The sequence below is a fragment of the Amycolatopsis sp. cg13 genome (assembly GCF_041346965.1).
Lineage (GTDB): Bacteria > Actinomycetota > Actinomycetes > Mycobacteriales > Pseudonocardiaceae > Amycolatopsis.
Genome location: NZ_CP166848.1, coordinates 8,296,373 through 8,323,071, shown reverse-complemented (window position 1 = coordinate 8,323,071; position 26,699 = coordinate 8,296,373). Strand labels below are relative to the sequence as shown.

The window sequence follows — 26,699 nt, the reverse complement described above, 5'->3', positions numbered from 1 at the left end:
CAGCGCGGCCAACAACGCCCGATCGGACCACGTCAACCGCGGCCGCTGACCTGCCTGCGCAACACCGCGACCTCGTGCCGAAGTACCAGCAGTTCAGCGGCCACTGCTGCGTCACCACGCGCGAGTACGCCCAGCCAGCCGAACAGCCGGACTGTGATCAAGCAGAGAAGCCGAAAACACACGACCGCTGATCATGCTGAACCTCGGCACGAAGGTCGTCGTCAGTGAGGTAGCGGCTGACCTGGACGATCGCGGCGCGCAGGAGCTTTCCCGCGACAGCCTCCCCCAGCGCGGCCATCGACCGGATGCGGCTGAGCGCGTTGAGAACGGGTCGCAGTCCGGCACCCAGCCCTTGCTCGTCGACGAGGTTGCCGCGCGCCGCGTCCAACGCGTACCGCACCCGTGCCCGGTCCGCGTCGCGGTTTCCGTGTTCGGCGACTTGCTCAGCCCATTCGACAGCGAGCGCCGCGGCGAGATCCGCGGCCTCCGGCGGGAGTTCGTCGGCCTCGCCTTGCCGGTCAGCCGTCAGGAAGAGATCGCAGCCACCAGCAGCGACCTTCAAAGACAGTCGACGGCAGATTCGCGGTCGTGGCAGCTGACGGGGCCCGCCAGCGCGAACCGGGGAGAAGCCTCACAGAGGAAACCCGCCCACAGGCGGCACGCATGAACTTCGCATAGACCGCCCGCCGGTCCTGGAGATCACGCTAGTTCTGACGTGCGTCTCCCTGCGCCTGCAGACGTGCGCAACGCAACGAAATCAGCTGACCCCAAAACGGACTGACGCACGCGATCACCACAGTCAACCAGAGAGGAATCATCCGGGCTCGGGGCGACACCCGAATTCACCCGTCGCATCGACGGCCGGCCAGAGTTATCTCTTCGAATCCGGAGACGCAGCCACTCGCACGTTGCTATTTTCCCGTCATGATCCTCGCGCGCGTCATTGTCGCGGCCACACTCGTCCTGGCCGAACTGTGGAGCGTCCTGGCGATATTCGCCGTCGGTTTCGATTCCCGAAGAGGCAACCGGCGGTTGCGGTGGATCACCGGCGACGACGCGGAAACGGTCCGGGACCGGCACAGCCTAATGGCTCAGCTCTCGATGATGGGCATCGTCAACACCGTTGCCGGCGCGGCGGCCGGGCTTGGTGCATCGATGTACGCGGCCAACAACCATCTGCAGTTCACCCAATCCGTGGTGCCGATCTTCATGATCGGCATGGCCGTCCTAGCGGTCCAGGCCAGCGGGCTGGTCGTCGGGCATTGGGCGTCACGGCCACGACTGGCATGGATCACCAACCCGTTCGTCCTCGAAGCGACTTTGCGCCAATCCTTACGCGAAGGCCCCGTGCCCGACCACACGATCGACGAGTACGAACAGATACTCGAGAAACTGCGTTCAGAGACCTCCGTTCTTTTCCTGAAAAAAGCCGATACCCTCGAAACTCTGGGCATCGCTTCTTCCGCCGCGGCGCGCGAGTGGCCTCCCTCGGGCAACCGTCCGCCGGAGGAGTGGGCGAAGCTCGTTCGGGCCGATCTCTCGCCGCGAGCAGTGTGGCGCTGGATCTGGGCCCGCCGGAAACTGGCCCTCGTCTGCCCGCTCTCGCTCGGCGTTCTGGCCTCTGCCGCTCTTGTCGGCCTGCGCGCGATCGCGGCCGACGGAGCATCCCCGGTAGCGGTCATCGCAGTCGCCGTCGTGCTCTGCGGCTGGCACGTGCTCCTGGGCTTGCTGATGCACCGAGCCGCAACCGAAGAACTCGTGCTGGCAAACCGGACCCGGGCTCGGGAAAAGCACAAAATCGACGCGTGCGCTGCGCTGATCTGCGAGCTTAAGGCTGGGTCGAAACCACGACCGAAGGCAACGGAGCCGCCACCGGCGCGAACGATCCTCTCCGTCGGCCGGTGGCACCTCCTTCGGCGATGATCCAGAGAGCTCACGCCGTCGGATACCATCACGCCGACAACCTGACGACTCACGCCCTGGACGAACTGAGTGACTGGCCGACGACGCGTCTCGGTACCGATCGGAGACGAGGCATGGCGCTGGACCACCATGCCGCCGGAACGCACGGTGCTGCTCGCCGGGCACAACGTCACGACCTTCACCAGGTTGCTGGACATCGTCCCGGTATTCGAGAACGACGCTCGCGTCCAGCTGGTGGCCGCCGACCTCGAAGCCGATCCCTTCCGGCACGGACTGGCGGCCGCGTTCGAACGCGCGGGAATCATCATCGTTTCGCGGAAACAAGCCAGGAAAACGCGGTTCGATCTCGCGATCAGCGCCAGTCACCACGGGAAATTACCCGCTGCCGCGGCGCGCCGAGTGATCTTGTCTCATGGGATTGGATATACTAAATATCCTCCGACCGGGGACCGGGGACCGGGGACCGGGGACCGGGGACCGGGGACCGGGGACCGGGGACCGGGGACCGGGGACCGGGGACCAGGGACCAGGGACCAGGGACCATTCGGTCTGTCCCCGGAATGGCTGCTCGCCAAAGGCCGCCCGGTCGCCGATACGTTCGTCCTCTCTCACCCTGACCAGCTCCGCACAGTCGAAACGCTCGCTCCGGCCGCGCTGAGCGCCATGCTCGTCGCAGGCGATCCGTGCCTGGACCGCATTGTCGAGAGCCTGCCGCTGCGCGACCGGTACCGAGCCGAACTCGGCATCGGAGGACGCCGGCTGGTCGTCATCACCTCCACCTGGTCCCGGACCTCGCTGCTCGGCAAGCGGCCGGACCTCCCGCGCGAGCTCCTCTCCGAACTGTCTCCCGATTCGTACTGTGTCGCTCTCGTGCTCCACCCGAACATCAGCCACGGCCACGGATTCGCCGCGGTCCGCCAGTGGTACGCCGACTGCCTCCGGTCCGGGATGCTCATCCTCGACGAGATAGAAGGCTGGCGCGCCGGCCTGGTCGCGAGCGACGTGGTGATCGGCGACCACGGCTCGGTGACCGGATACGCGGCGGCGCTGGGCAGACCCACCGTCCTTGGTGCTTTCGACGATGTGCCGCCGGGAACGCCTATCTCGGCCCTCGGCGAGCTGGCTCCTCGGCTGCAGCTTGCCGGACCGTACGAGGACACTATCGACGCTGCGCTCGCCAGCCGCGCTTCCGACCGGTTCCGGCCCATCGCCCAGTTGGCGTCCTCGATGCCCGGCGAGTCTCTTTCGGTCCTGCGCCGACATTTCTACTCGCTGATGAAGCTGTCCGAACCGAGCACCGAGGTCTCCGTGGCACCCGTGGCGGCCAAGAATCTCGCAACTCGCGGCCCCGCGGCCGGAGCGCACTTCGTGTCCGGAGAAGCCGACGTCGAGGCCCGCACGGTCCAGCTGGCCCGCCGTGCCGCGGAAGTGCAGCGCACGGAGTTCGGCGGTGCCGCAGACGTCCATGTGAACTGCTCGGTGGACTATCCGATCCGGTCCCTGCGAACGAGCGCGGCTGTGCTGAATGCACGCCCGGGCGACGAAGGCACCGACAGCGAGCAGTGGCACGCCGCGCTATTCGCCCGGTATCCGAGCTGCGCCGTCAGCTCGCTGTCCTCCGAAGGCAAAGCCGACGTGCGGCTCCGCTCGGGACCCGCACTGACGCTTCGTGCACCCGGAGTCGCGGGCGAGGTACTTGCATCGATCCCCTACACATGGGCGAATGCAGGAACGGACGCACTCGCCGGGGCCGTCGAACTGACCCTCGACGGCCGGACTCACCGGGTGGAAATAGAACACTCAGGCTGAGCTCGGCTCTCCTCGCAGCCGGGCGGCCTGCTCCCGGAAATCCGCGGCTTCCGCCGCACGGCCTTCCGATGCCGCCAGCTGGGCCAGCGCTTCGACCGCACCGGCGGCGAGCTTGACCATCAACGACCGCTCGAACAGACCCGCCGCGCGAGACCAGTGCGCTTCGGCAGCTCGCAGGTCCGCAGCCTGAGCAGCGATGTCTCCGAGCAGCTTCTCGCACCTCGCGACGTTGGGCAGATCTTTCTCGTGCGCGACGAAATAATCCCGCGCTGCCGTCGCCGCCGGCCGGGCCTCGTCGAGTTGCCCCTGCTTGAACGCCACCCTTCCCTCGTGCATCGACAGCAGCGCCCTGGCCCGCGACTCGTCGTGCGAGTCGCCCATGAGCGGAACCGCGGCCAGTGCCTGCCGGAAGTAGCCGCGAGCTTCTTCCGCCCGGCCAAGACGTTCGCAGGCGAGTCCGAGCCATTCCAATGCGCTGGCGGTGCCAGGGGCGTGCCCGGATTCAGCAGCCGCGCGGGCGTGTGACAGCGATTCCTCTCCCTCGCAGAGGTCCTCGTACAGTCCGGCCAGGTCGCGATGAAGCTGCCACCGCACCGCGGGCGTGTTGTCGAAGTCGAGCGCACGCGTGTAGAGATCGACCAGTTCCGCCGCACGACCGGTCTGATAGCCGAAAGAGTAGAGCGCCGTCGGCACCGCGGCCGCCAAGTCGGCCCGGCCGAGGTCAGCGCACATGCGGGCGGCCGCGACCACGTTGTCCCACTCGAGGTCGAACTCCTGAGCTGCTTCCTCCGCGCTGCCGGAATAGGGCTCTGCGGCAAAGGAAAGCATCCGGACCGGTTCCGGCGTCTTACGGGCGGCGTAAGCGCTGTCGAGCGCCATCGCCCTGGCCGCGAGCCAGAACACGGAACGCTCCCGGGCTTCCTGGCTGTCGTCCGAGGCTTCCTTGTGCGCAAGTTCCTGCGCGTGTTCCCGGATCAGCTGATGGAACCCGTATCGCCCGGCCCGCCGGTTTTCGAGCAGGCATGCCTGGCTCAGTCCGGCCAGCCTGTTTCGGGCGTCCTTAGGCGAGCACCGGAGCACCTCCGCTGCGACCGGCACCCCGAAATCCGTGCCGGGGACGAGGCTCAGCACCCGGTAGTCCCGCTGCCGGTCTTCGTCGAGATCCTGGTAGATGGCGTCGAAAACGCCTCGGACGGACAGCTCCCCGCCCTGTTCGAGATCGGCGAGAGCCAGGTCGTCCACGAACGCTTGCGGGTCGTCGTCGCCCCCTACGACCCGGCTCGCGCCTACTGCCAGTGCGAGCGGAAGGCCGGCGCATTTTCGCCACAACGCGTCGATCACGCTCTCCGCGACGGCGTGCGGGTCGCCGGCGAACGCATTCACCAGTTTCGCGGTCGCTTGGCGGTCGAACGGATCCAGGGCTACCCGGCTGAACCCGCGGAAACGAAGCGCGTCCAGCTTCCCTCGGCTCGTCACGAGCACGGCCGCTTGCGATACGTCGCCGAGAAGCCCGTCGAGCTGCTCGGCGGCCTTCAGGTCGTCGAGCACGATCAGCAGCCGCTTGCCCGCCGCGGTTCCCCGCGCGACGGCGAGCCGGTCGGCAGGTGCGCCGGGGATCTCCGCGTACGGGACGCCCAGCTGGACGAGCAGCTGCCGGGCAAGGTCGGCGGCGGGCACCATGCCCTGCGGGTCGGAGCCGCGCGCGTCGAGGAACACACCTCCGTCGGGATAGTGCTCCCGCAGCTCGTAGGCGGCATGGACAGCCAGCAGCGTCTTCCCCATGCCCCGGGCGCCGGCGAGCTGGAGCAGGACGCCCTCGCCGGCCTTACCGGCCCGGATGTCCTGGATGCGGGCGATTTCGCTGTCCCTGTTGACAAAAGGCAACGGGCGCGGCGGCAACGACCACGGTGCGGCTGACTGAACGGCCACGCTTTGTCCCTCCCCTGGCGACAGTGCCCTCGACCTTATCGGGTCCAGCCCACGTTCTGTGATCGAATCAGCACACAGGCGCGAGATCAGCCAGCGCGACGAGCCGGTCAGCTGCTTCCGCGACGGAAGGTGCGGCCTCGACGAGTGCGCGCAACTGCCGTGCACCGCCGATGACGGCATCGTCAGCCCGTAGCCGCTCGGTTTGCCGGGCCAGCGAAGTTCCAGCGTCGAGCAGCCTTCCGGCACCGAGTTCGATCACCCGGCGAGCCGTCCGGCGTTGCTCCCCGCTGCGTGGCGCGAAGAGCATCGGAACACCGGCTGCGGCAGCTTCCAGGACGGAATTCATTCCCCCGTGGGTGAGCAGCGCCGAAGCTCGGCGCAGCAGCTTCTCCTGCGGAATGCTCGAAGCCAGGATCACGTTGCCCGGAACCGGGCCCACTGCCGCCGGCTCGGTTCGCCCGGTGGAGAGAACCACATCCCATGGTGTGCCGCGGAACGACTCGGCGATCCACCGCAACATGCCTGGCCGACGCCCGAACACAGTGCCGAAAGAGACCACCAGAAGCTTCCGGCCCGCCAAGCGATGGTAGGGGAATTCCTCCCCCGGCACCGGGAAACCGCCGTGCAATGGTGCGACGAACCGTGCCCGCCGGGACGGAGCGGCCAACGCCGGGAGGCCGTTGACGAGTGCCGGCGCGGCGCACCGCGGCGCCGACGACGAAGTCGTCCACAACCAGATCCGCCGGCCGCTCCGGGACAGTCGGCGCAGCCACCTCGCATGCGGGTCCAGGAGCACCGCCGACGGAGGGAACGCCGCGACCTCACGGTCAAAAACCGCCTGCATCTCCAGCGCCGTCCGGCGACGCCGCACGGCGGCAGCACGTCTCGCGGCCAGATCCGACCGGGACCAGCCCGGCGGCACCCGAGCTCCTTCGTCCGAGCCGATCACCACCGGGACCACCCCGGCGGCAGCCACGGCCCGGGCATGCGGCGGCGGCACGATCATCCGAACCGGAATCCGCCGCCGAGCCAGTTCCGCGCCCATCCGGAGAAACGGAGCAATGTGGCCCCGGGCCGGGTACGGGACGAGAATAATGCTCATCGCCCTCACTGAGCCCTGACAACCAGCAGGGAAAGAGCGACCGAGTTCCTCGAACCGGAGGCGGCAAGAACCGGATGGACGACCGCGCCGCTCGTGGCCGAACGGAAAACACCGATTCTCGAAACCGGAGCATCCGCCGTCCCCGCATGCTTCTTCGCCATCGATCGCGCCTCCCCGCGCCCGGTCGAACACCGGATGCCGATCTTGCCGAAACCGCCCTGCGAAAGCAACGCAGCACGCCATACGGTGGAATATCCCCATGCAGATCCGATTCTGGCGCAGCGTGGGGATCGCCGCCGCAATAGTCGTCGTGCTCGGCGCGATGGAATGGCTCTTCGCGGTTCCCCTCGCCGAACGAGCCGTCGGTCCGCAACGGCCGGACATGTCGAGCGCCGAGTGGCTGACCGCGGTCAACAACGCCCGGTCGTCGCTCCTCACCGGGCTGAACGTGGGCGCGGGCATCGCCACCGCCGGGCTGGCCTTCCTGCGCTACTCGCTTGACCGGCAAAAGCAGCGCCTGGACGAAGACAAGCACGTCGTCAGCCAGTTCGACTCCGCATGGAGCAGGCTGGGCTCGGACGACCCGGCCATCCGCGCCAACGCCGTGCGCACGCTCGCCAGGCTGATGATCGACTTCGAGCGGGACCGCCCGAGCGTTGTCCGGTCGATCTGCGATCTCCTTCGCCAACGCGCGACCGCGGCCGCCGAAGGCACCCGCCCCGACCCGGACGTCGTCGCAGCCGTCGACGCCCTCCGCGAACGTCCCGACAACGGTCAGACCGACCCGCTGGACCTCGCCGGCGTGAAGCTGACCGGTGCCGACCTGACCGGTGCGAACCTCCGAGGGACCATCTGCGATGAGGGCACCGTCTTGTCGCGCGCGAAACTCACCAGCGCGGACCTCACCGGCGCGACGCTCGCTCTCGTCGATCTGCGCGACGCAGTGCTCAACTCGGCGAAGCTGGAGAACGCCATGCTGGACGGGGCCAAACTGCCGAACGCACGCCTCGCCGACGCGATCGCCACCGGCGCGTCCTTCGCCGGAGAAGCAGACCTGCGCGGAGCCGACCTCTCCCGGGCCGACTTCCGCAATGCCAACCTCAGCCGCGCCCGCCTGCGCGGAGCGACCCTGGACCGTACCGACCTGACCGGAGCAGACCTCACCGAAACCGACCTGACCGGGACGGACCTCAGCACCGCTGTCGGCCTCACCGCCGCCGCACTCAAGAGCGCAGCGGCGGATATGTCGACCATTCTGCCGCCAGAACTGCGCGGGCGGCTCTGAACAGCGTCGAGCGCGCATTTCATCAGCCATTCTCCGCTTTTCTGCGTCGAATCAGCACGACAACCAACCAAACCCGGCCGAATGGGTGAACCCGGTCGCCCCGACCGCGGGTTCTTGAACAGCGCAATCCGTGCCTACGCCCCCCAGCCCGCCGCCGTTTTCGCATACTCGTTACCGAAATGCAGCTGCATCAGACGGCAGTCGATCTTCTCCCACGACGCACCAGCGGCATCCTGTTCCTGACCGGACCTCGGGTCGGGCCTCGGGCCGGGCCGGGCCGGGCCGGGCCGGGCCGAAGCAGCGGTAGCCGACGTGTAAAGCGCGTTTACGCACAGCTCTGCTGCACACCCATCGCCCGGTTGCCGACCAGCAGTCGATCCAGACCACAATTTCAGCATTTTAATGCATGCGCAAACACATTGCCAGTTATTTTTGACGAAGCTTCCGGCGTCCATATTCTGACCGCCAGCCCGTCTGCCGCCAGCTGCGCCACATATCTGCCCAAATGGTCGCCGTGGACTACGAACATCAGAAGCTGCCCCGCTCGTGACGCTCCCGCATACATGACACGCCGCACCTCTGCCGCAGTACCTTGTACCGTGCCAAAACTAGCGAATCGCTCCATGAGCTGCGGTTTTGAGATCGAATCAGGCTACTCGGCGGCATTCGTTAATCACGCCGCCGAGGACACGGTGCCGCCGGAACGGACAGTCGAGCGGAATGACGGCAGCGGGATCGTGGTCGGGCGGGCGATGCTCACGTCCCTGGCGCGGACGGTGATCATTGAAGTGCCGGGCGAACTCATCGAGGACCGCGGCAGCGTGGCGTTCGTTGTAGATCAGCATCCTGTCGGTGCACTCCGACCGGACACTGCGCACGAACCGCTCCGCGTAACAGTTCGCTCGGGGCGTTCGCCGCGGGGTTTTCACCACGCCGATGCTCTCGGAGGCGAACACCGCGTCAAACGGTGCAGTGAACTTCGCATCGCGGTCGCGGACAAGGAACCGGAATCGGGAGGTTCCCTCGCCGAGGCTCATCAGCAGGTTGCGGGCGGCTTGCGTGGTCCAGGCCGCCGCCGGATGCGAGTTCACCCCCGGCAAGGTGCACTCGCCGGGTGCGGATCTCCATCATGGACACCACGCAGAGCCTCCGCAACCCGATCGTGTCCAGATGGAAGAAGTCCGTGGCCGTCAGGCCTGCCGCTTGGGCGCTCAGGAACGTGCGCCGATCGGTGTCCCCGCGCCCGATACGGGCGGCTTCGAGGATACGGCGGATCGTGCCTGCACCGACGCGGTGCCCGAGCCGGACCAGCTCTCCCTGGACACGGCGATGCCCCCAACCCGGGTTCTCCCGGGCAAGCCGGACGACCAACGCAGACAAGACCGCACGATCCGGCCGCGGAAGACGTGGTCGCCCGACCTGGCGGCGCAGAGCCGACACCTCGTGGCGAAGCACCAGTATCTCGACGTCCTTGGCCCTAGCGGACCGAGAAAGCAGACCCCACCAGCCGAACAACGTCACCATGACCAAATACATCAGTCGAAACAGCACGGCCGGAGAGCATCGCATAACCCTCACCCGGACAAACAGCAGATCAGCGAACCACAGTCGAGTTACGGCACGGTATACGGCCGGTACGAGGTCGGCGAGCATCGAGGCGAACACCGGTAGTCCGTCCTGCGCGGGTTGACCGCGGGGCAGATCCGTCGTCGCGAGTCGCGCGCGGCGCGGCCTCGTTCTCAGGCGGCGCCGCGCGCGCGGAGCGGGGCGCTGACGTCGTGCAGGTGGTTGAGCACGTGGCGGTAGGTCGTGAACAGTCCGCATTCGGCGTACTCGATGCCGCGGTCGGTGCAGAACGCGCGTACCAGGGGTTGGGCTCGGCGAAGGTTGGCGCGCGGCATGCCGGGGAACAGGTGGTGCTCGATCTGGTAATTCAGGCCGCCGAGGGCGAAATCGACGCAGCGGCCGCCGCGGACGTTGCGACTGGTAAGGATCTGCCGGGTCAGGAAGTCCGGCCTGGTCTCCCGGGCGTAGGTGGGCATGCCCTTGTGCCCGGGCGCGAACGAGCAGCCCATGTACACCCCCCACAGTCCCTGGTGGACGGCGATGAACGCGATCGCCACCGGCGGGGACAGCACCACGAACACCGCGGCGAGGTATACGGCGGCATGCACGAGCAGCAGAACCGCTTCCGTCCGGCGCGCCGCGATCTCCCCGCGCCACGCGGCTTCGACGCCGGCCCAGTGCAGGTTCAGCCCTTCCAGCAGCAGCAACGGGAAAAACAGCGCGGCCTGGTGCTTGGCCGTCCAGCGCACGAGCCCGCTGCGGTCGCGCGACTGCCCGCGGGTGAACGCGAGCAACGGGATGTCGAGGTCCGGATCCTCGTCCTCGTGGTTGGGGTTGGCGTGGTGGCGGGTGTGCTTGCCCATCCACCAGCCGTAGCTGATCCCGACGATCCCGCCGAGCATCCGGCCGACGCGGTCGTTGGCCGGTCCGGTCCGGAAGATCTGGTTGTGCCCGGCGTCATGGCCGAGGAACGCGATCTGGGTGAACATCACAGCGAAGAACACCGCGGTGATCAGCTGCCACCACGAATCGCCCACCAGGACGAAAACCAGGCACCCGGCGGCCAGAGCGAGCGCGGTGAGAGCGATTTTCACCGCGTAGTAACCATAACGCCGTTCCAGCAGGCCCGCTCCCCGCACAAGCCGGACGAGAGCGCCGAATTCCCTGCGCGACGCGGTCGTCTCGGCACCGACCCTGGTCGGCGGAGTCACCGGCGATGTGACCATGGGATTCCTTCCCGAGTTCTGCGATGCCGGGGACTGGGGCGACCGGTCGCACTACGCGAATTCCCGCCAGGACGCGGCCCCAAACAAGGCCGGACCCGAGGGCTCGGCGGAGAACGCCGCGCACGAGCTCGGTGCGCGGGCCGGCATCCCGGTTATCGGCGGGGAGCCGTGCCGCTCGGACTTCCGCTCCGGACCCTGCCCAGCCGGCAAGATCCCCGCGAAGCAGGATTGGCGATACCCGAATCCCCGCGTATGCGGTGAGCTGGCCGGCTCGCATCGCCTTCTGAGCGGAACCAGACCGGCTCTCCGCTCGAGATCCGCACCGCGATCAGCGGTCGCGTCATAGTCCACAATGTACTCATCGCTCTCCGTATCCCGTCGGCGGAGTGACCTGGAACGGATTTCTTCCCGATTTCCGCGGTGCCCCCGATCGGGGAGCTGACCCGGCCAAACCGCTCCCGGTGACGAAGCAGGACCGTCCACGAAGGCCATTCCCGCGCGGACGGCTGTCCGTGCGGGAATGGCCGGCGTTCGCGCCGGGCGGGAAGGAGATCGCCCGTGTTTGGCACCCGCTATGCCGCCTCGATGATCGCCCGGAGCGCGGAGAGTCCCCAGGACCGAAGCAATTTCCTGCAAGCCGCAGGCATGGCCGGGCTCGACGTGGCCGGCGCTCTCGGGCTCGGCGGCCTCACGAACCCCGCCGGGGCCGCCGTCCGCGAGGCCGCCCCGGTCGCGCAAGACTCCGGCCAGGTGAGCGACGGCGCGGTGCTCAACTTCGCACTCGACCTGGAATACCTCGAAGCCGAGTTCTACCTGTACGCCGTGACCGGACGGGGGCTGTCCGACTCGATGACCTCCGGCACCGGCACGCGCGGCGGTGTGACCGGCGGACGGGCGGTGCGGTTCGAAACCCGGGCCGCGCGGCAGTACGCGCAGGAAATCGCCGGCGACGAGAAAGTGCGCGTCCCATTCCCGCGGACCGCGCTCGGTTGAACCGGTCCGCAGAAGTTGGACTGGTTGGGGTGGAGGTCAGGCGGTGAGGGTTTGGGCTCGGTATTCGGTTGGGCTGAGGCCTCCGAGGGTGGTGGAGATGCGGGTGGTGTTGTACCAGTGGATGTAGTCGTGCAGTGCGGCGGCGAATTCCCCGATGGTGTCGAAGCTGTTGTGGTGGAACAGTTCTCCTTTGAGTTGGCTGAAGAAGTTCTCGACAATGGCGTTGTCGAGGCAGGTGGCGCGGCGTGACCTGGACTGGGTCAGGCCCGCCTCCTCGATCAGGGCGCGCCAGGAGCGGTGCCGGTACCGGAAGCCCTGGTCGGTGTGGACCAGCGGCGCGGCACCGGGGGCAGGGCGGCGATCGCCTCGCGCAGCGAGGTGGTGGTCAGGTCCAGCGACGGGGACGGGCCGCAGGCCCAGGCGACGACGGAGCGGGCGAACAGGTCGATGATCGGTGACAGGTAGACCTTGCGGTCGCCGATGCGGAACTCGGTCACGTCGGTGACCCATTTCCTGTTCGGAGCGTCGGCGCCGAACTGGCGGTCGAGCGGGTTCTCGGCGGTCATGCCGGCCAGGACCGGCGCCGGCGCGGCCGCCGGATCTTGCAGACCAGGCCGAGGGCGTTCATGACCTTGAGCACCGTCTTCTTGGCGATCTGCCAGCCGTCGCGGACCAGCACCGCGTGGATCCGCCGGTGCCCGTAGCGGCCGCGGGCGGCCTCGAACGCCTCGGCGACCGCGGTCTTGAGCCCGGCGTGCGGGTCGGGCCGGCCCAGGCGGGCCTGGTGGTAGAAGAACGTCGACCGGGCCAGTCCCGCGACCACCAGCAGCGAGTAGTCGACCTTGAGGGCGGCGACCGCCAGGGTTTTCACCCTCGCCCCTGATCCCTCAAGGCCCGCAATTTTCCAGGCAGGCCACCTTCGCCGACAGCCGCAGGTTCTCCGCCGCAATCGCTCCAACTCGCCCGGCCCGGACCGCTCCGCCGCTGCGGCCGGGGGACGGCCTTTCCGCCGGGGCCGCAACCCGTGATCGCGGGCCAGCTCGAGCGCGGTCGCCTCCCCGCCGACATAGCGGGCCACGACCTCGAGCTTGAACTCGAACGCGAACGACCGCCGGTCCGGTTTGTTCATCAGCGCCCCCGCGCTCCGCAGCATTCAACGATCACGCAAGCGTTGCACCGCCGTCTCCGACACGCCCAACCGGGCCGCGACCGCCTTGCGGCCGCGCCCGGCCTCGAACAACACCACAGCAGCCTCCCGCTGCCCCTCAGACAACGAACTGCACGAATACAACGAACACGCTCGCCGCAAGCCGGAACTCGATTCCCAGTCCAACTCCCGGGGAACGGTCCAGACTCTGAGCCCCTCAGGGTTCCCCTCACGGACCTGTCGAAACTCACATCGGGCGCTACTCGGATATTTCGGCGACGACGGCGTCCTGTGTGGACACTCAGCAAGCCGAGGCGACGCGGCTTGTGTTCCGGACATCGGGAGTCAGCCCTGGTTCGCCGACCGTCCATATCGGACAGTGTCGCCGCCCTTGCGGTGTGCGGCCTGGTCGTGCTGCCGGTCGAGAATGCCTGCCAGCTTGCGCGTCGCCCCGCGAAGCGCCTCGTCCACCGAACCCGCGAAGTGGGTGACCACGACGGCGGGCTTGCCCTCGGGACGGGCCTCGAGCACGCACCGGCGGTCCACCCCGGCGGCACCGGACGCGACTTCGTCGCTGAGGTGCGCCTCCAGCCGGATCAGGTGGTCGCTGAACCGCGAGAGCGCGGCACGGAGTTCCTCCTCGGCCCAGCGGTTCAGCTCCGCGCTGCCGGGAACGTTGTTGTCGGTGCTGATCTCGACCTGCATGTGCGGTCCCTTCGGAATGCGGCCGCGCGGGTCCTGGAACGCGGCCTGTGCCACGCTCACCGGAACCGCCTTCACCGCCTGCGCCCAGCCTACTCCTGACGGTCAGCCGCGCCCGGCGATAGTTTCGCGCCAACGGAATCCGGCGCGCTCGGGAGCCTGGCGGGAGCAGCTGCCGTCCGCCATTCCGGCCCGGCACAAGGAAATCCGGCTGATTCCGCCGGGCGGTCTCCCTTTCGGCGTAGGCTTGGCAGACAGGTCCGCCTCCGCAGGCATCCGCTGCCGGAACGGTCCCGCACCGGCCGGACAGGAGCGCCATCATGGAGTACGCCTCGAACGAGTCCAGCACGGGCGTCGTGCTCGGACCGCCCGCTCTCGGGCGGCGATTGCGCTTCAAAGAACAGCACGCGGCGAAAGGCTGCTTCGACGGCGCTTGGTGGCCCCGTTCGCGGGAACCGGTCACGGAATTCAGCGCACTCGCCGCCGCGCTCGTCGACCGCTTCGGCCGGGTGGACCGGATCGGTTTCAACCCCGGCGCCTGGGACCTCGCACCCGCCCGGCTCGCCCACGGACCGGCTCTCGTGCGGCTGGCCGCGTTCTACGGCCTCCAGCAGCACACAGTCGTGGTCATCGGCCCGCGCATCCACCACCTGACGCTGCTGGTGATCCCGCCGGAAGCAAGCCCGGCGGCGGCGGAACGCGCCCTGTGCTCGGCCATCGACCCGGACAGCACCGACGCGGCGCACGTGATCCTCGCCGCCAGCGGAGCACTGGAGGCTGCCTGACCGGCGCCAGGCGGGAATGAACAGCGGCAGGCCAGGGTTGTCGCGGACGCCGTGCGCGAGACGACGCTTCCGCATCGGAGCGGTCCGCGACAACAGGCACGGCAGAAATCGCACCAGGAACGCCCATGCGCCCCGGTATTCGCAGCAGAATCACGAGGGCAGCGCCGACCAGCCCGCACTCCGCCCTCCCGACGACCGACCCCGCTACCAGCCCCCTCGGTTCGCTGGCTGCGCGGACCCCGCCGCACGAGCACGACCTCTGGCCCCAGGATGCCCAGCTTTCGGACCTGCCCGCACGCAGCACGCGCCGTCTGCCACCGATCCACGCAGCACAAGGCGCGGCGACGCCGCCTGATCACAACACGCAGAAAGCGAACCATCGATGTTCACCTTGACCGGAGCAGCCACCGAAGCGATCAACCAGCTCACCGCATCCCAGAACTTCCACGCCGAAGGCGGCCTGCGCCTCACGCTCGACGGCCTTCCCGAGGACGGCGCCGCATTCGCCGTGGACGTCGCCGCCTACCCCGCGGCCGGGGAGGACATCATCGCGACCGGCGACACCCAGGTGTTCCTCGCCCGCGAGACCCGCGTCCGGCTCGCCGACAAAACACTCGACGTCCGAAAGGACATCAACGGGCGCTACGCCTTCCACATCACGACAACACCGTGACCGGCCGGCCCGCACCGCGGCCACCACGCGCAGTCCGCGAAACCCCTCGCCGAGTTCGGGGGCTTGAGCCGCGGCCGGTCGACGACCGGGACGGAAGGGACGACCCGCGCGGGCGCGGCGTCTTCCCCGTGAACGGTTCTTTTTCTCGTCCCGATTTCCGGCTGCTCAGAAGCGAAGTCCCGCTGCCGTCGGCGTTTCCGCGGCCGGGGAGGCAAAGGGTGTAGTGTTGACAGTGTCCGAGAGCATCTCGTGCGTGAGCGGTCAAGCTTGCGCCGTCCTCGGCACCCAGTCCGGACGGTGACAGCGGCCGGGGACGGGAACGCCGCCATGGCACCGAACCTCCGCACCGTCGCCAGCACTGTCTCGGCCAGGAAAGCCGCCACACCGGCCTGGCGCGCACCACGCCTGCGGCTGAAACCGGACGGCCCAGCAACGGGATACGTCGACGGCGCATGGTGGCCCTACACCCGCGAACTAGCCGTGGAACTGCCGGCGTTGCTCGCGATGCTCGCCGCGCGGCTGGACCGGATCGAACGGGTCTCCTACCACCTCGCCGCCTGGACTCCGGCTCAGCGCCGGCTCACCGTCGACGGCTCCGCGATCCGGCTCGAAGGATTCCGCGCGCACCACCCCGACACGGTGACCGTCACCGGAGCGCGGGGACCGCGCCGGCTGGCTCTGCTGGTCGTACCGCCGGAGACCGGGCAAGCCGACGCGCATCGCATTCTGGCGGCCGCGGCGCACCGGGACAACCTCGATACCGTCGAGTCCCTGCTCGCCGCCCCCAGCGAGACCGACCACGAGGCGGCGGCCGCCGGCGCGATGGACGACGCGACCCAGCGCTGGGACGTCGACGGCGGCCGCATCCCCGCGTCAGCCTAGATTTTCCCGCGACCCTCCGGCGGGACGAGCGCCCACCGCAGGGTCGCCGCGGCGGCGGGGCGGCCTCCTCCGCGTTTTTCCCGCAAGCGGCCGCCCGACAGATCACGATCTTTCTCGCGCCAAGCGAACCTGGTCGTCCGCTCTGGCGGACGAGCCGGCCGGGCGAGACGTGGCGGCGAGAAAGCGACTGAACCACAACACATCCGGAAGCACCGCGCAACCAGCCGGAGCCGTGCCAGGCACACCCGCCCCGAAGTCCACGGCCGGGCAGGCACAACCTCGGAGTGCCCAGGTCTTCCAGTCACAGCTGATCCGTCGCCATCTCTCGCGTGGTCGAGCCGGCGCGAAACTGCGTCGGCACGCGCCGACACAGTGCCAGGGAATCCTGAACGGACTGATTCCACCCCTGCCATCGGCGTCTTTCGCTTCAGCGAAAGGAAATTTCCAGCAGGCCGCGAAAGCAGGCGCCGGACGCCCTTCTGCTCGCCCATGCCTATCGCGAACCGCCGTGCCCCGCGACGGAGACGATCCCGTTCTGGGCTGGCCGCCGCCGCGAGCGACCGTTCGGAACCGGTCCGCGCGACGCGGATTCGGACGGCAGTTCCCTGTTCGGCACGTGCGGAGCTTCGAAAGCCCGGCCAATGGCGGTCCTGCGTTCCACGTCGCCGCGTCGGTCTCCGGAGTCAGCCGGCTCGCAGCGCTTGGCTCAGCGCGACACCGACCGTCATCGACTGAGCGGACCGCCCTCGTCGTGTCGGCCATTCAGGTCTCGCGCGGATGCCTTATCTTGAGCCGTCCACTGGCCAGCTCGCCGGACACCCGGATCAACGGGGAACCCGGCACATACGGGTCCGCCGCCTTGTCGATGACCCTGCCGCTGGTCGCGCTCAGCTCCTCGACGCGGATCGACCATCCGCGCGGCACGGTCACCTGCACCTGCCCCGAGCCGGTGCAGACCATTTTCAGCTGGATTTCCGTGTGCCGGCACACAGCCCGGGTGAAGTCGATCCGGACGCGGCCAGAGCCGCACTGCGCCAGGATCCGCCGCGGAACGACCCACTCGCCCTCCTGCTTGACCGAACCGTTGGTGGTGCGGAGCACGAGCGCGGGTGGTTCGGAGAACGGCGGTTCGGGCGGAAACAGCGACAGCCCGGGTAAATCGGCCAGCACCGATTCCATCTGTCCCCGGGTCCCCGCCGCGAGCACGACGCCGACCCGGTCGCTGAACTCGTCGAGACCGAGCAGGCCGTCACCGACGGCCTGCCGGAGCAGTTCCACCGCACGGTCGCGGTCGGCATCGGACGCACGCTGATTCCCGCGCGCTACGTCACCACCGCGCGGTTCGAGTTCGCCGTCTGACACGTCCTCAATCTATCGGGTCGGCCGCCGAACAGCGACCAGATGACCGAAAGCCCGTGCGGTGCAATACGCCGTGAGCAAGGTCGCGCGCTAATCGGACATTCGGCTGCCGGCACGGTGATCCGGACGCCGAGGATACGGCGGAAGAACACACCGCGCGCAACGTCCATTTCGCGCCCGCCGCGATCGCCACGGCTCCGGTGCCGCATCGAGCTGCGATCGGTCGCGTCTCGTTCTCGCTTTGCCTCATCGCAACCAGCCCTGGCACGAAGTTCGCGACAGGACTCGCGACTCGCGACCCCGAGGCAGAAGGTCTTTTCGCCCGCTCGCGACCACTGCGGCGAGATCCCGGAATCAGTCGCTGGTGTGTGTCGATGTTCCAGAGCTTGCCCAGCCGGCAGAAGGTGCGCTGAGGATCGGAACCGGGTTCCTTGTCGAGAGCGACGCCGCCCAAGAGGGATGCGCGTGCGCTGCTCCGCGGACGGCTGAAACCGCGCGACACGCCTTGCGTGCCCGATCGCCGCGAAGGCCTTTGCCTGCCCGGAAGAATTTCCCGAACACGGCCGGACTGTCGCTGATCGGAAAGGCGGACCCCGCTGCCTGCTTCGCTGCTCGCCGGTTCGAATGCCCCGATCTCCAGCCCCGCATGGAGGTTGCGCCGGATGTCGCCCGCCGCGTGCTGATCTCCATCGGCGGCGGACGCCGGTCACGAAGCCGATGCTCCGAACGCCCGGGCATCTCGGCGAGTTCCGCGGCATCGGGCACTCGCGCACCTGTGTCCGTACCTCGCCACGGTGCTCCGCACGCTCCAGTTCGGCCGTCCGCGACGGCTGCGGGGCAAGCCAGGCTGTCTGGTCGTCGGAACCGGCCGCCACGACTGCGGCCAGGGCCAGTCCGCTTCCTCTGGTCGATCTCCACGACCGCCTTGGTCGCTGTCGGGCTCGGCGGGCGACACTCACCGCCGGCGGACGCCTTCCCCGGACCAGCCCAAGCGCGCCCACACGGTCTTTCCGTCCAGATTGTCGTGCACTCCCCACTCGTCCGCGAGCCGGTCCACGAGCTGCATCCCCCGTCCGTGCGGCGCGGTCCCTCCCCGAGCACGGACGACCGGCCAGCCGTGCGAGAGGTCGTCCGCTTCCACGACGACCAGGCAAGGCCGGGGCTGTTCGGTCAGCCGGACCCACGTCGGGCCGAGGGTGTGCGCATGGGCGTTCGTCACGAGTTCGTCGAGCACCAGGAGCACGTCGAGCCGACGATCGGCGCTGAGGCTGCCGAGCAGACCGGCCGCCCAGACGCGGACGGCGGGCACCGACGAGAGGCCGGTCCCGCGCACGTCGAGCGTCCACGGGCATCCATTGTCCCCTCCGCTGCCGGTCATCCGCCGCGATCCATCCCGGCGGACAGACTCGCGGAGGGAACGCAACGGGCCGATATCCGGATTCTCATCAAGGAGAGGTACCCGGCAGGACATCCCGTCCACACCCGTTCCGGCCGGGTTTCTTCGCGGCCGGACGCGATTGCGTCCTTTGGGCGGCAGTTCGGGCGCGGACGGTCGTCCGATTCCACCCGCGCGAGCGAGGCGAACCGGTCCGGCTGGCCGCCGCATCCGGGCGCGGTGCCGCCCCGCCGCGGTCCGGCCGGAGGGGGAGCGGCGCGCTCGCCGCTCCGTCGCCGGCAACTCGCCGGCAGCCTCGGACCAAGCCCGCGTCTGCGACGGTTCGGCAACGATGATCGGCCCGTGATCCGCGCGCAGGACAGACGTCGCTCCTTGTGCCGGAATGGACGGTCCGATGACCTGAGCGGACAAGGATTTCCCACGCGGTCCCGGCCCTTTCGTCCGACCGGCCGCGTGCAGCGCGCGAGGCGCGGCAACCGGATCCGCCTCCGGAGGGATCGTCAGGTCGCGGACGTGCGGCCTGGTCACCACGACGGAGCGTTGCCGGCGGCGGGAAAACCGGGCAGGCAACCAGGTGCGGCCCGTGGCGGAGCGGGGAAGAAACGAGATCCCCAGTGACCGGATTTGAGCCTGCTGCGGCCCACCCGCCCGAACTGTTCGACCTAGGCGCGGATTTCCGTGCCCGGCTTCCGGGACCGCGGCCGCCGGGCGCTGTCGAAACAGCCCTCCTCGGCGTCCGGCCCCTTGTACCGCGACCGCTCGCCTGCCGGCAACAAGTCCGATTCCCATGCCCGCCGCCAGGTTCGCCGGGACAGTCGCTCCCGTCCGGCCGGCCCGTTGGCGGACGCCGATACCACCGGCCCTACGCGCCGGAAAACGGCTCCGAAGCCGGGGCTCGCCGACGCGGGAACCGGCTCTGCACCGGAGGAAACCGCGGCCGGAGTACGTCCTGCGGGCGGATCAGCGCATCGGGCCGCGACGGGACCTGCGAACCGCTCCGAGATTGCGTTGTTATTCTTTCCGCACAACGGGTTCCGTCATTCGCACGGCAGCGGGCCACGCCGCACCGTCACCCCTCCCGAGTGGGCGCTGCCGACGGAGCACAAACCCGCCCGCAGCTGCTCGGCGGCATCATGGCCGCTGGGAAGACGATGGTGCGCCGTAGGCCGGCTGCATGCCGTGCTCCCGTCCCCGGTTCACGTGACCGGATGAGACCCGAGGACGATGCGGGCTCCTGCACCCGCACACGGAATGCCTTCGGACACCGCTGACAGTACACCCTCCCGCTGCTGCCGTCGCCGCTGTCGCGGACCGCGATCGCCGGCTGGAGCCCTGCCCAACCTCGTCGGCTGGTGCGGCGCAGGCGAACCGGTGCCGCACCGGCAGAGCCGTGTCCCTGTCGCTTGCGGAGGGGCCGGGAACCTCGCGGAGCTCCCGCCGCCCTGCCAAGCGACCGCGCCCCGGCAGGGCGGCTTTCCGCTCCCGCGCTTAAGGATTCCACAATGGACGAACGCGAGACCGCGGCCGCGCCGGACGCCGGGCAGTCGACCGGAAGCGAGTACACAGAGCTGTCGGCGGGACCGCTCGGCGGCGTCCGGTGCGGTGCGCGGCGGGAGCACCTTCGCCGTTTCGGCGGCAATGCTCGCGTGGCGGCAGGCGGCACGGCAGTTGTCGATTACAGGCCGCGATGTCGGCCGACGACAAGGCCGGCCCGGCTGAGCTGCGGCTGGCGGCTCGGCAAGCACACGCGCCACCAGGTTCATCCGAATGTTCGACGGGACCGGCCCGGACATCGGCCGTGCAGACCCGGCAGGGCGGCGCCGAGGCCGGTTTCCTGTGCCGTACGGCGAAATGCCAGGCTTGCCTCTTCGTTCCTCCGCTGTTGCCGGGGGGGTGTCGACCTCTCCATGCGCCGAACGGCAACGAAGGCGACCTCGAGCACGGGAAGCCGGATGACAGTCTCAGGCTGGAGGCAGCGCGCGGCCCGTTGCAGCGCGGGTTTCGTTGAAGCCGCCCGCTCCGAGTGCGGGCACGTCGGCAGCGGCTGGTGGCCGCGGTCAGCAGACCACGCCACGCAGTAGCGGCCGGACAGCTCTCGGCCCGGCCACTGCTGCCGGGAGCCAGCCGCGCTCCGTGGGCGGCGAAGACCGGACTCGCTCGCACCGCAAGTCAAGCAGCCGCTTTTCTCTCTCGCACCGCCGATCTCGTGCGCACTCTGCTCGAGCTTGCGGCTGCGGCGGACCCGGATGGTGTACTGACATCGCGTCAGGGTGCCCGTAGTGTGATTCCGCAGAGGGGGACGGCCTCAGCCTTGCCCGGGATCGTGCAGACGCCGTTCCGCCCCGCCACCGGCTTGCTGCCCGCGAGACGGAACTGGTCGCAGTGAGCCGGAGGTTCTGGTGCCGCCTGCCTACCCCTTCGGGGCGATCCCCGGCCGCCGTGACCCGCCCTGCGGGTACTGCGGCGAGCGGCCCGTGTCCACGAGCCTCCAGACCGCTCTGGTGCGCGACTCGTCGGTCGTCGATTCCGTGGAATTGGCCTTGCCCGGACAACGGGTCGTCCACGCGTGCTGCGACGAGCACCTGGCCGCGCTGGTGAGCAAGGCCAAGCTCGAATGGGTCGACGAGCAGTGGTGGTTCGGGCTGCTGTGCCAGGCCAGCCGGGACTCGTCGCTGAGCCGCGCATCCCTGCGCCAGATCTCGCGACGGGTACGGCTTTCGGAGGCACAGCTGGACGCGGCGTTGCGGTGGAACGCCGCGCGGGCCGACCCGCTCGCGCGCTTGCCGGGCGGGCAATCGTGCTGAACGGAACTCGGTGCGTACCCCTCGAGCACACCGCCCCTGACGAAACTCTGCCAAGCGGATCCGCATTCTGCGTCTGCACTGGCGTCGCCTGCGCCGACTCGAGCGCAACCAGCAGCCATCTGCGCCGGAACCGCCGAACCGTCGTGCTTCACCAGCGACACACGCTCCGCGCAGCGCCGTGAGCACGTCGTTCGAGGCGCGGAAGCACCGGAGATTCCAGCCGCGCACGCCGGGTTCACCGCGTGGCGCGGCAGATCCTCGCCGGTGCCGAACACGGATGTCGACGGCGGCAGGGCCGCGTTCTCCGAATCCGGCCGGGCGGTTGCCGGTCACGGCGATCGGCACGGGTCCTCGGCGGGCCGGCCTGCTCGGTGCCGCCGGAGATCCCCGTCGGGAACGGTCCCCGGCCGGCGGCCCGGTCGCCGGGATGCCGGGACGGCGCCGAGCGGGTGACCGTTACCTGCTGAGGCCCAGGCGCGTGTAGGGTCAGTGGTGTCCGGGAGCATCCCGTGTGCGGGCAATCGAGTTTGCACCGTCCCCGGACTCCGCCTGGTTCTCGCGCGCCACGTGGTGACGATCGCGGCACGCCGGCCTTCTCGTCCCAGTTCCGGTGGTTGCCGGGGCTGGAGCGTCATGAACGTACCGCACCGCATTCCGCCGCGGGCCCGTACGGAGCCCGTCCATTCCCCGGGCACCGTCGCCAGCGTGTTCCGCACGGCCGCGAACGGATCGGCGACCGCCGGCCGAAGAGCCCGGCGATGATCGCGATGCGCGCCGCGCTGGCGCCGACCGCCGCGGCGCCGTCCGGCGATTGCCCGGTCTGTCCACATCAGACAGACGCGCACGACCCGATCGCGGACCGCTTCTGCGCCGCGACCGCAGCAGGCGCGCTCCACCGCCGCTGCGCCTGCGCCGCTGGCGGCCGCGAAACCACGAAAGAGGAACGACCCATGACCGCACGAATCGACTTCGTCTCCCGCTACGACCAACGCGTCGCCAAGGTACGGGACCTGCTCAAGCAAGACACCGGCCTCACCGACACCGCTTGCCAGGCCCTCGCTGTGCGACTGCTGCACCTCATTGACGAAACGCCCGAAGACCTGCGCCGATAACGCCCTCGGGCACACGTTGTCCAGACCACCATCGAGCAAAAGGAACCCGGTGCACCAGCTCACTCTCGGCGTCGTCGCGCATTCGCGGAAACCGGACGAACGCCGATTGCCGATCCACCCCCGGCATCTCGAGCGGATCGACGCCGATCTGCGCGAGCGCATCTACCTCGAACACGGCTACGGCGAGGACTTCGACGTGCCCGACGAACAGCTGAAAGGCACCGTCGCCGGGCTGCGCACGCGGGAGGAACTCATCGCCGAATGCGACGTCGTCCTGCTCGCCAAACCGGTGCGGAGCGACGTCGCCGAACTGCGGCCGCACCAGGTGCTGTGGGGCTGGCCGCACTGCGTCCAAGACCGGGAACTCACCCAGCTGGCCGTCGACCGCAGGCTGACGCTGATCGCGTTCGAGGCGATGAACCACTGGACCCGCGACGGGTCCTTCGGGCTGCACGTGTTCCACAAGAACAACGAGCTGGCCGGCTACTGCTCGGTCCTGCACGCCCTGCAGCTGACCGGGTCGACCGGCGACTACGGACGCCGCCTCCGGGCGGTGGTCATCGGTTTCGGCGCGACCGCGCGAGGCGCGGTCACCGCGCTCAACGCACACGGCGTGCACGACGTGCGCGTCCTCACCGGCCGCGGCATCACCGCGGTCGGCTCGCCCATCCACTCCGCGACGATGGTGCACTTCCAGCACGACGCGAACAGCCCCGGCGACCTCCGCCGCAGCCACGCACTCACCGACCGCGGACGAGTCCCCCTCGCCGGATTCCTCGCCGAGCACGACATCGTCGTCAACTGCGTGCTGCAGGATCCCGCCGAGCCGCTGACGTTTCTCGTCAAAGCCGACCTGGACGCGTTCGAACCAGGCAGCCTCATCGTCGACGTCTCGTGCGACGAGGGCATGGGCTTCAGCTGGGCCCGGCCCACCACCTTCGCCGACCCGACCTTCACCGTCGGCGAAGGCATCACCTACTACGCCGTCGACCACAGCCCGTCCTACCTGTGGAGTTCGGCGACCTGGGAGATCAGCGAGGCCCTGCTCCCCCTGCTGCGACCGGTGCTCGACGGACCCTCCGCATGGGACACCGACGACACCATCGGACGCGCCGTCGAAATCCGCGACGGCGTCATCGCGAACCCGGCGATCCTCACCTTCCAACGGCGCTCCGCGGCTTATCCCCACCGCGTGACGTAGCCGTCGGCACCCGCTGCCGACGGTCCGGTCTCGTCGCCCAGATTCTCGGCATTCGCTCGGGAAGGAGTCTCAATGACTGCGATACCGAGCACTGGCAAGGACGTCGTCACCGAGGTCGGCGAGTGGCTCGGCGGCGAATTCGCCAGCCAGCTCTCCCCCGACGCGGTGCACCGGGAGGTCCGCGCCGCAGCCCGCGATCTGGACGGCTCGATCGTTCCCGAAACCCTCGGCGACATGGTGCACCGGCTCGCCCGGGGCCGCCTAACACGGCTGTCGGCCGCGGAGCCCTCCCCGCCGGCCGCCACGCGGCGGCAGGCTTCCGCACCGCCCGCACTGCTTGGCGGCTGAGCCCGCCCCGATGCGGGAGGTGCGAGCGAGACGGACCTCACCGACGTGGAACTGTCCGGAGCTGATCTGACCGGCGCGGTGCTTCGCGAAGCCCGCTTCGGCGAAAACGCGGTCTTGGCCCGGGCGAACCTGACCTCGACCGCACGACCCTGGCCCACGCCGACCTGCGAGACGCGATCCTCGGCTCAGCCAAGCTACGCGGCGCTGCCCTGGACAACGCCCGGCTTTCGAACACCTCGCTCAGTGGCGCCGCAGCCAACGGCACCACCTTCACGGATACCGATTTCCGAGGCACGGACCTTTCCCGGACTTGCTTCGTCAACGCTGATCTGCGCCGCGCTCGGCTGCGCGGAGCCACCTTGCACGACACGGACCTGACCGGCGCGAACCTTGCCGAAGCGGACCTGCCTGGAACAGATCTCAGCACCACGGTCGGCCTCACTGCGGATGCACTCAAGGCGGCAGTAACCGATATGTCGACTGTCCTTCCCCCCGAACTGCGCGGGCGGCTCTGACCAGCGCTCGACAACACCCTCCGCCAGCGCAAAGCTCAGCAAATGACCTTCGAACAGCTATTCGATCCAGACTGTTCGTCGGCAAGCGAGAGCGGCCCGCGCACCACCGCGGCTCCACTCCCGGCGGATCGTCGGGCCACGGCAGGACGTTCTCCGCACGCACGATGTTTGGCTGACAATGTGGCCAACGACTGCAACGGTGCGAGCTACCGTGTCAACCGTCGAGGCATCTTCTTTCGAGCGTGGGCTGGATCTCGATGCGGTTCCGGTCGATCGGAACGAAAACCGGACGGTGCGACTGGTTCCCGCACCGGCAAATCCACTCGTTCTCCGCTACAGCATCGGTCGTGTCGACGTCGGCGGGCAGAAGAGCCAAACAGCGGAGCGAACGGTCCGTGGTGCTGTCTGCCGTGTACTCGTCGCGGATGACGTCCCCGTTCCTTTCGCGTAGTCCACCCTCGAGCCGGCATCCATCGCTCACCGCCCGACAGCCGATAGCGCCTCCACCACCAGCTCCTCCTGTTCAGAAGCCGCATCGGCCTCCAGCAGACGGCCCGACCGCCGCCACCGGCGCAGGACACGACGACCGTAGTTGTGCGTCCCCGCCACCCGGTCCAGCTCTGCCCCGCTCGGCGAGCGTCCCGCGGCTGCCTGCTCCGCGTAATACCTCCACATCCGCTGCTCCGCGGTCCGCGCACTAGCCTCGCCGAGACTGTCCGAGACCACGTTCAGGCCGGCTCGCACGACCTCAGTCTCGCCTTCAGCCACAGCCTCGGGGCAAGTCTCGGCGATCTGCTGCTTCAACGCCCGATTCAGCAGCTCAACCGCGAACAGCAACGCCACCGGCGGACACGCCGCCACCACCACCTGCAACGGACTCTCCACCGGAGCCGACCCGACATTCGCCAGCAGAGACAACCCGATCCCGAACACGAACGCCGACCACGCCACCCAACGGCCGTGCTCCCGGCCAGACCGGCCTCGCTTCCACAACTCGACGGTCGCGATCGTCAGCAACCCGTCAACCAGAAGTGGCCAGATCGACGCCGTCGACGAGTCTGCCCCGAACCGGAGCGCAAACTCACGCCCGTGGCGATACGAGGCATACGCCGCGCCAACCGCAACCAGACCGGTGCAGCCGCACTGGATCCACAGGGCAAGGTTCGGAGCAACCCGTCCATGTGCCTCCCCCATCAGGACGCCTCCTTCGCCGCACGACCGACCATCGACAGAAGCCGCTGGTCAAACCCCACCGAACGACGCGACAGACTCCGGCGCGTGCGAGCCCGAGGGGAGCCCGAGAGCGCAGAAACACGACGACAGGCTGCGACATCAACCGACACAACGAGCACCCGGGCCCCGAGGAAAACGACACTGACCGACATCACTCGGCACCACCCGAAACCCCGTCGAAACGACTCTTAACCAGCGGGTTCGGGGTTCGAGTCCCTGATGGCGCACCCTCACACTCCCCAGGTTCGAGAAGTTTTCGGCCTGGGGATTTGTGCTGTCTGAACGACATTCTTCCGATTGTTGTCTGTCCATTGTGGTCTCCGGGGAGCCCAAGGGAAGCCCAGGAGTGCGAGCCGGGTGAAGCCTGGTCTTCCGCCGGGTGGCTCTGGCAAGCTTGCGGGCGGCAGCGGCGGCGACCTCCTGGGCGACGTTGGCGTAGAGGCCCCTCTTCGCCGCGCCGAGAGCAAGAGTCGCCGCGCCGGAGGCCGGGCGGAAGCGGTGCGAAGTCCGCCCGGCCTGGGTACGGACCGTCGGCGCAGCGGCGTCCTTGGAAGCTGGACAGCCGTGCGCGGCGCCGCGGTCTGGTGCGCGGCTGCAAAAACCGTGTAGCCATCCGACAGTTCAGGACGCGGTAGATACCTCGGCATACGGCGCTGTTCGAATATCGACACTCCGCCCGGTTTCATGAGCATTGTTCGCCACGAGGACG

At 68.9% G+C, this 26,699-nt stretch carries 26 protein-coding genes and 1 pseudogene; 13 read left to right on the top strand and 14 right to left on the bottom strand.

Translation table 11 applies throughout. The features are described from left to right. Positions 1-32 precede the first annotated feature (32 nt). Complete coding sequence (locus tag AB5I40_RS39010; RefSeq protein WP_344286667.1) at positions 33-161, bottom strand: hypothetical protein; 129 nt, start codon at positions 159-161, stop codon at positions 33-35. Further along, positions 158-562: a hypothetical protein gene (locus AB5I40_RS39005; RefSeq protein WP_370935167.1), complete on the bottom strand. Its 405-nt coding sequence runs from the start codon at positions 560-562 to the stop codon at positions 158-160. Before AB5I40_RS39005 ends, AB5I40_RS39010 begins: the two co-directional genes overlap by 4 nt. 362 nt (positions 563-924) lie before the next feature. Here AB5I40_RS39005 and AB5I40_RS39000 point away from each other — a divergent pair, with 362 nt between their 5' ends. After that, positions 925-1,923 carry a hypothetical protein gene (locus AB5I40_RS39000; RefSeq protein ID WP_344286671.1) on the top strand — a complete coding sequence of 333 codons (999 nt, stop codon included), beginning with the start codon at positions 925-927 and terminating at the stop codon, positions 1,921-1,923. A 69-nt stretch (positions 1,924-1,992) separates the two neighbouring features. Then, positions 1,993-3,732: a hypothetical protein gene (locus AB5I40_RS38995; protein ID WP_370935166.1), complete on the top strand. Its 1,740-nt coding sequence runs from the start codon at positions 1,993-1,995 to the stop codon at positions 3,730-3,732. Here the strand turns inward: AB5I40_RS38995 and AB5I40_RS38990 are convergent. Beyond that, positions 3,724-5,661 (bottom strand): hypothetical protein, encoded by a 1,938-nt coding sequence (locus AB5I40_RS38990; protein WP_370935165.1) that lies wholly within the window; start codon positions 5,659-5,661, stop codon positions 3,724-3,726. The two genes, AB5I40_RS38995 and AB5I40_RS38990, sit on opposite strands and share 9 nt — an antisense overlap. Positions 5,662-5,728: 67 nt before the next feature. Further along, positions 5,729-6,763 carry a glycosyltransferase gene (locus AB5I40_RS38985; protein ID WP_370935164.1) on the bottom strand — a complete coding sequence of 345 codons (1,035 nt, stop codon included), beginning with the start codon at positions 6,761-6,763 and terminating at the stop codon, positions 5,729-5,731. A 259-nt stretch (positions 6,764-7,022) separates the two neighbouring features. Between AB5I40_RS38985 and AB5I40_RS38980 the strand changes: the two genes are divergently transcribed. Further along, positions 7,023-8,048, top strand: coding sequence for a pentapeptide repeat-containing protein (locus AB5I40_RS38980; protein ID WP_370935163.1), 1,026 nt, complete (start codon positions 7,023-7,025; stop codon positions 8,046-8,048). 647 nt (positions 8,049-8,695) lie between these two features. On the opposite strand, the gene AB5I40_RS38975 is transcribed toward AB5I40_RS38980, so the two are convergent. Both AB5I40_RS38975 and AB5I40_RS38970 read right to left on the bottom strand, forming a co-directional pair. Then, the gene (locus AB5I40_RS38975) at positions 8,696-9,085 is read right to left on the bottom strand and encodes an integrase core domain-containing protein (protein WP_370935162.1); all 390 of its coding nucleotides are present in this window, start codon (positions 9,083-9,085) and stop codon (positions 8,696-8,698) included. A 702-nt stretch (positions 9,086-9,787) separates the two neighbouring features. Then, positions 9,788-10,840 carry a fatty acid desaturase gene (locus AB5I40_RS38970; RefSeq protein WP_370935161.1) on the bottom strand — a complete coding sequence of 351 codons (1,053 nt, stop codon included), beginning with the start codon at positions 10,838-10,840 and terminating at the stop codon, positions 9,788-9,790. Between the two features lie 558 nt (positions 10,841-11,398). Here AB5I40_RS38970 and AB5I40_RS38965 point away from each other — a divergent pair. After that, positions 11,399-11,833 carry a ferritin-like domain-containing protein gene (locus AB5I40_RS38965; protein WP_370935160.1) on the top strand — a complete coding sequence of 145 codons (435 nt, stop codon included), beginning with the start codon at positions 11,399-11,401 and terminating at the stop codon, positions 11,831-11,833. Positions 11,834-11,869: 36 nt separating this feature from the next. On the opposite strand, the gene AB5I40_RS38960 is transcribed toward AB5I40_RS38965, so the two are convergent. The 5 genes from AB5I40_RS38960 to AB5I40_RS38940 all read right to left on the bottom strand — a co-directional run bounded on the left by AB5I40_RS38960 (position 11,870) and on the right by AB5I40_RS38940 (position 13,745). Next, on the bottom strand, positions 11,870-12,052 hold the full coding sequence (locus AB5I40_RS38960; RefSeq protein WP_370940696.1) for an IS3 family transposase: 183 nt from the start codon (positions 12,050-12,052) through the stop codon (positions 11,870-11,872). A gap of 59 nt (positions 12,053-12,111) precedes the next feature. Then, the gene (locus AB5I40_RS38955; RefSeq protein WP_370935159.1) at positions 12,112-12,399 is read right to left on the bottom strand and encodes a DDE-type integrase/transposase/recombinase; all 288 of its coding nucleotides are present in this window, start codon (positions 12,397-12,399) and stop codon (positions 12,112-12,114) included. Continuing rightward, entirely contained in the window at positions 12,396-12,704 is a 309-nt protein-coding gene (locus AB5I40_RS38950; protein ID WP_370935158.1) for an IS3 family transposase, read from the bottom strand. The genes AB5I40_RS38955 and AB5I40_RS38950 overlap by 4 nt, the downstream gene beginning before the upstream one ends. Positions 12,705-12,986: 282 nt before the next feature. Beyond that, a complete protein-coding gene (locus tag AB5I40_RS38945; RefSeq protein WP_370935157.1) occupies positions 12,987-13,319 on the bottom strand; it encodes a helix-turn-helix domain-containing protein in 333 nt (110 codons plus the stop codon). Positions 13,320-13,325: 6 nt separating this feature from the next. Further along, positions 13,326-13,745, bottom strand: coding sequence for an HPF/RaiA family ribosome-associated protein (locus AB5I40_RS38940; protein ID WP_370935156.1), 420 nt, complete (start codon positions 13,743-13,745; stop codon positions 13,326-13,328). Between the two features lie 257 nt (positions 13,746-14,002). On the opposite strand from AB5I40_RS38940, the gene AB5I40_RS38935 reads away from it, so the two are divergent. The 3 genes from AB5I40_RS38935 (at position 14,003) to AB5I40_RS38925 (ending at position 16,022) form a co-directional block, all read left to right on the top strand. Next, positions 14,003-14,467, top strand: a complete 465-nt coding sequence (locus tag AB5I40_RS38935; RefSeq protein ID WP_134670385.1) for a DUF5994 family protein — start codon at positions 14,003-14,005, stop codon at positions 14,465-14,467. A 382-nt stretch (positions 14,468-14,849) separates the two neighbouring features. Next, positions 14,850-15,140, top strand: a complete 291-nt coding sequence (locus tag AB5I40_RS38930) for a hypothetical protein (RefSeq protein ID WP_370935155.1) — start codon at positions 14,850-14,852, stop codon at positions 15,138-15,140. Positions 15,141-15,467: 327 nt separating this feature from the next. Further along, positions 15,468-16,022 (top strand): DUF5994 family protein, encoded by a 555-nt coding sequence (locus tag AB5I40_RS38925; protein WP_370935154.1) that lies wholly within the window; start codon positions 15,468-15,470, stop codon positions 16,020-16,022. Positions 16,023-16,784: 762 nt separating this feature from the next. Here AB5I40_RS38925 and AB5I40_RS38920 read toward each other — a convergent pair. Further along, positions 16,785-17,384, bottom strand: a complete 600-nt coding sequence (locus AB5I40_RS38920) for a DUF1707 domain-containing protein (protein WP_167756737.1) — start codon at positions 17,382-17,384, stop codon at positions 16,785-16,787. 952 nt (positions 17,385-18,336) lie between these two features. After that, the gene (locus AB5I40_RS38915; RefSeq protein ID WP_134670392.1) at positions 18,337-18,759 is read right to left on the bottom strand and encodes an ATP-binding protein; all 423 of its coding nucleotides are present in this window, start codon (positions 18,757-18,759) and stop codon (positions 18,337-18,339) included. 2,492 nt (positions 18,760-21,251) lie between these two features. Between AB5I40_RS38915 and AB5I40_RS38910 the strand changes: the two genes are divergently transcribed. The 6 genes and pseudogenes from AB5I40_RS38910 to AB5I40_RS38885 all read left to right on the top strand — a co-directional run bounded on the left by AB5I40_RS38910 (position 21,252) and on the right by AB5I40_RS38885 (position 24,757). Then, entirely contained in the window at positions 21,252-21,581 is a 330-nt protein-coding gene (locus AB5I40_RS38910) for a hypothetical protein (protein ID WP_134670394.1), read from the top strand. Between the two features lie 758 nt (positions 21,582-22,339). After that, positions 22,340-22,693: an RGCVC family protein gene (locus AB5I40_RS38905; protein WP_240690961.1), complete on the top strand. Its 354-nt coding sequence runs from the start codon at positions 22,340-22,342 to the stop codon at positions 22,691-22,693. Positions 22,694-22,742: 49 nt separating this feature from the next. Beyond that, a complete protein-coding gene (locus AB5I40_RS38900) occupies positions 22,743-23,894 on the top strand; it encodes a N(5)-(carboxyethyl)ornithine synthase (protein WP_370935153.1) in 1,152 nt (383 codons plus the stop codon). Between the two features lie 72 nt (positions 23,895-23,966). Next, positions 23,967-24,242 carry a hypothetical protein gene (locus AB5I40_RS38895; protein WP_370935152.1) on the top strand — a complete coding sequence of 92 codons (276 nt, stop codon included), beginning with the start codon at positions 23,967-23,969 and terminating at the stop codon, positions 24,240-24,242. A 36-nt stretch (positions 24,243-24,278) separates the two neighbouring features. Beyond that, positions 24,279-24,332: pseudogene (locus tag AB5I40_RS38890) on the top strand (hypothetical protein); the annotation flags it as partial. 59 nt (positions 24,333-24,391) lie between these two features. Next, entirely contained in the window at positions 24,392-24,757 is a 366-nt protein-coding gene (locus tag AB5I40_RS38885) for a pentapeptide repeat-containing protein (RefSeq protein ID WP_370940695.1), read from the top strand. 477 nt (positions 24,758-25,234) lie between these two features. Here the strand turns inward: AB5I40_RS38885 and AB5I40_RS38880 are convergent, their stop codons facing one another. Continuing rightward, positions 25,235-25,951 (bottom strand): DUF2637 domain-containing protein, encoded by a 717-nt coding sequence (locus AB5I40_RS38880; protein WP_370935151.1) that lies wholly within the window; start codon positions 25,949-25,951, stop codon positions 25,235-25,237. Between the last annotated feature and the right edge of the window lie 748 nt (positions 25,952-26,699).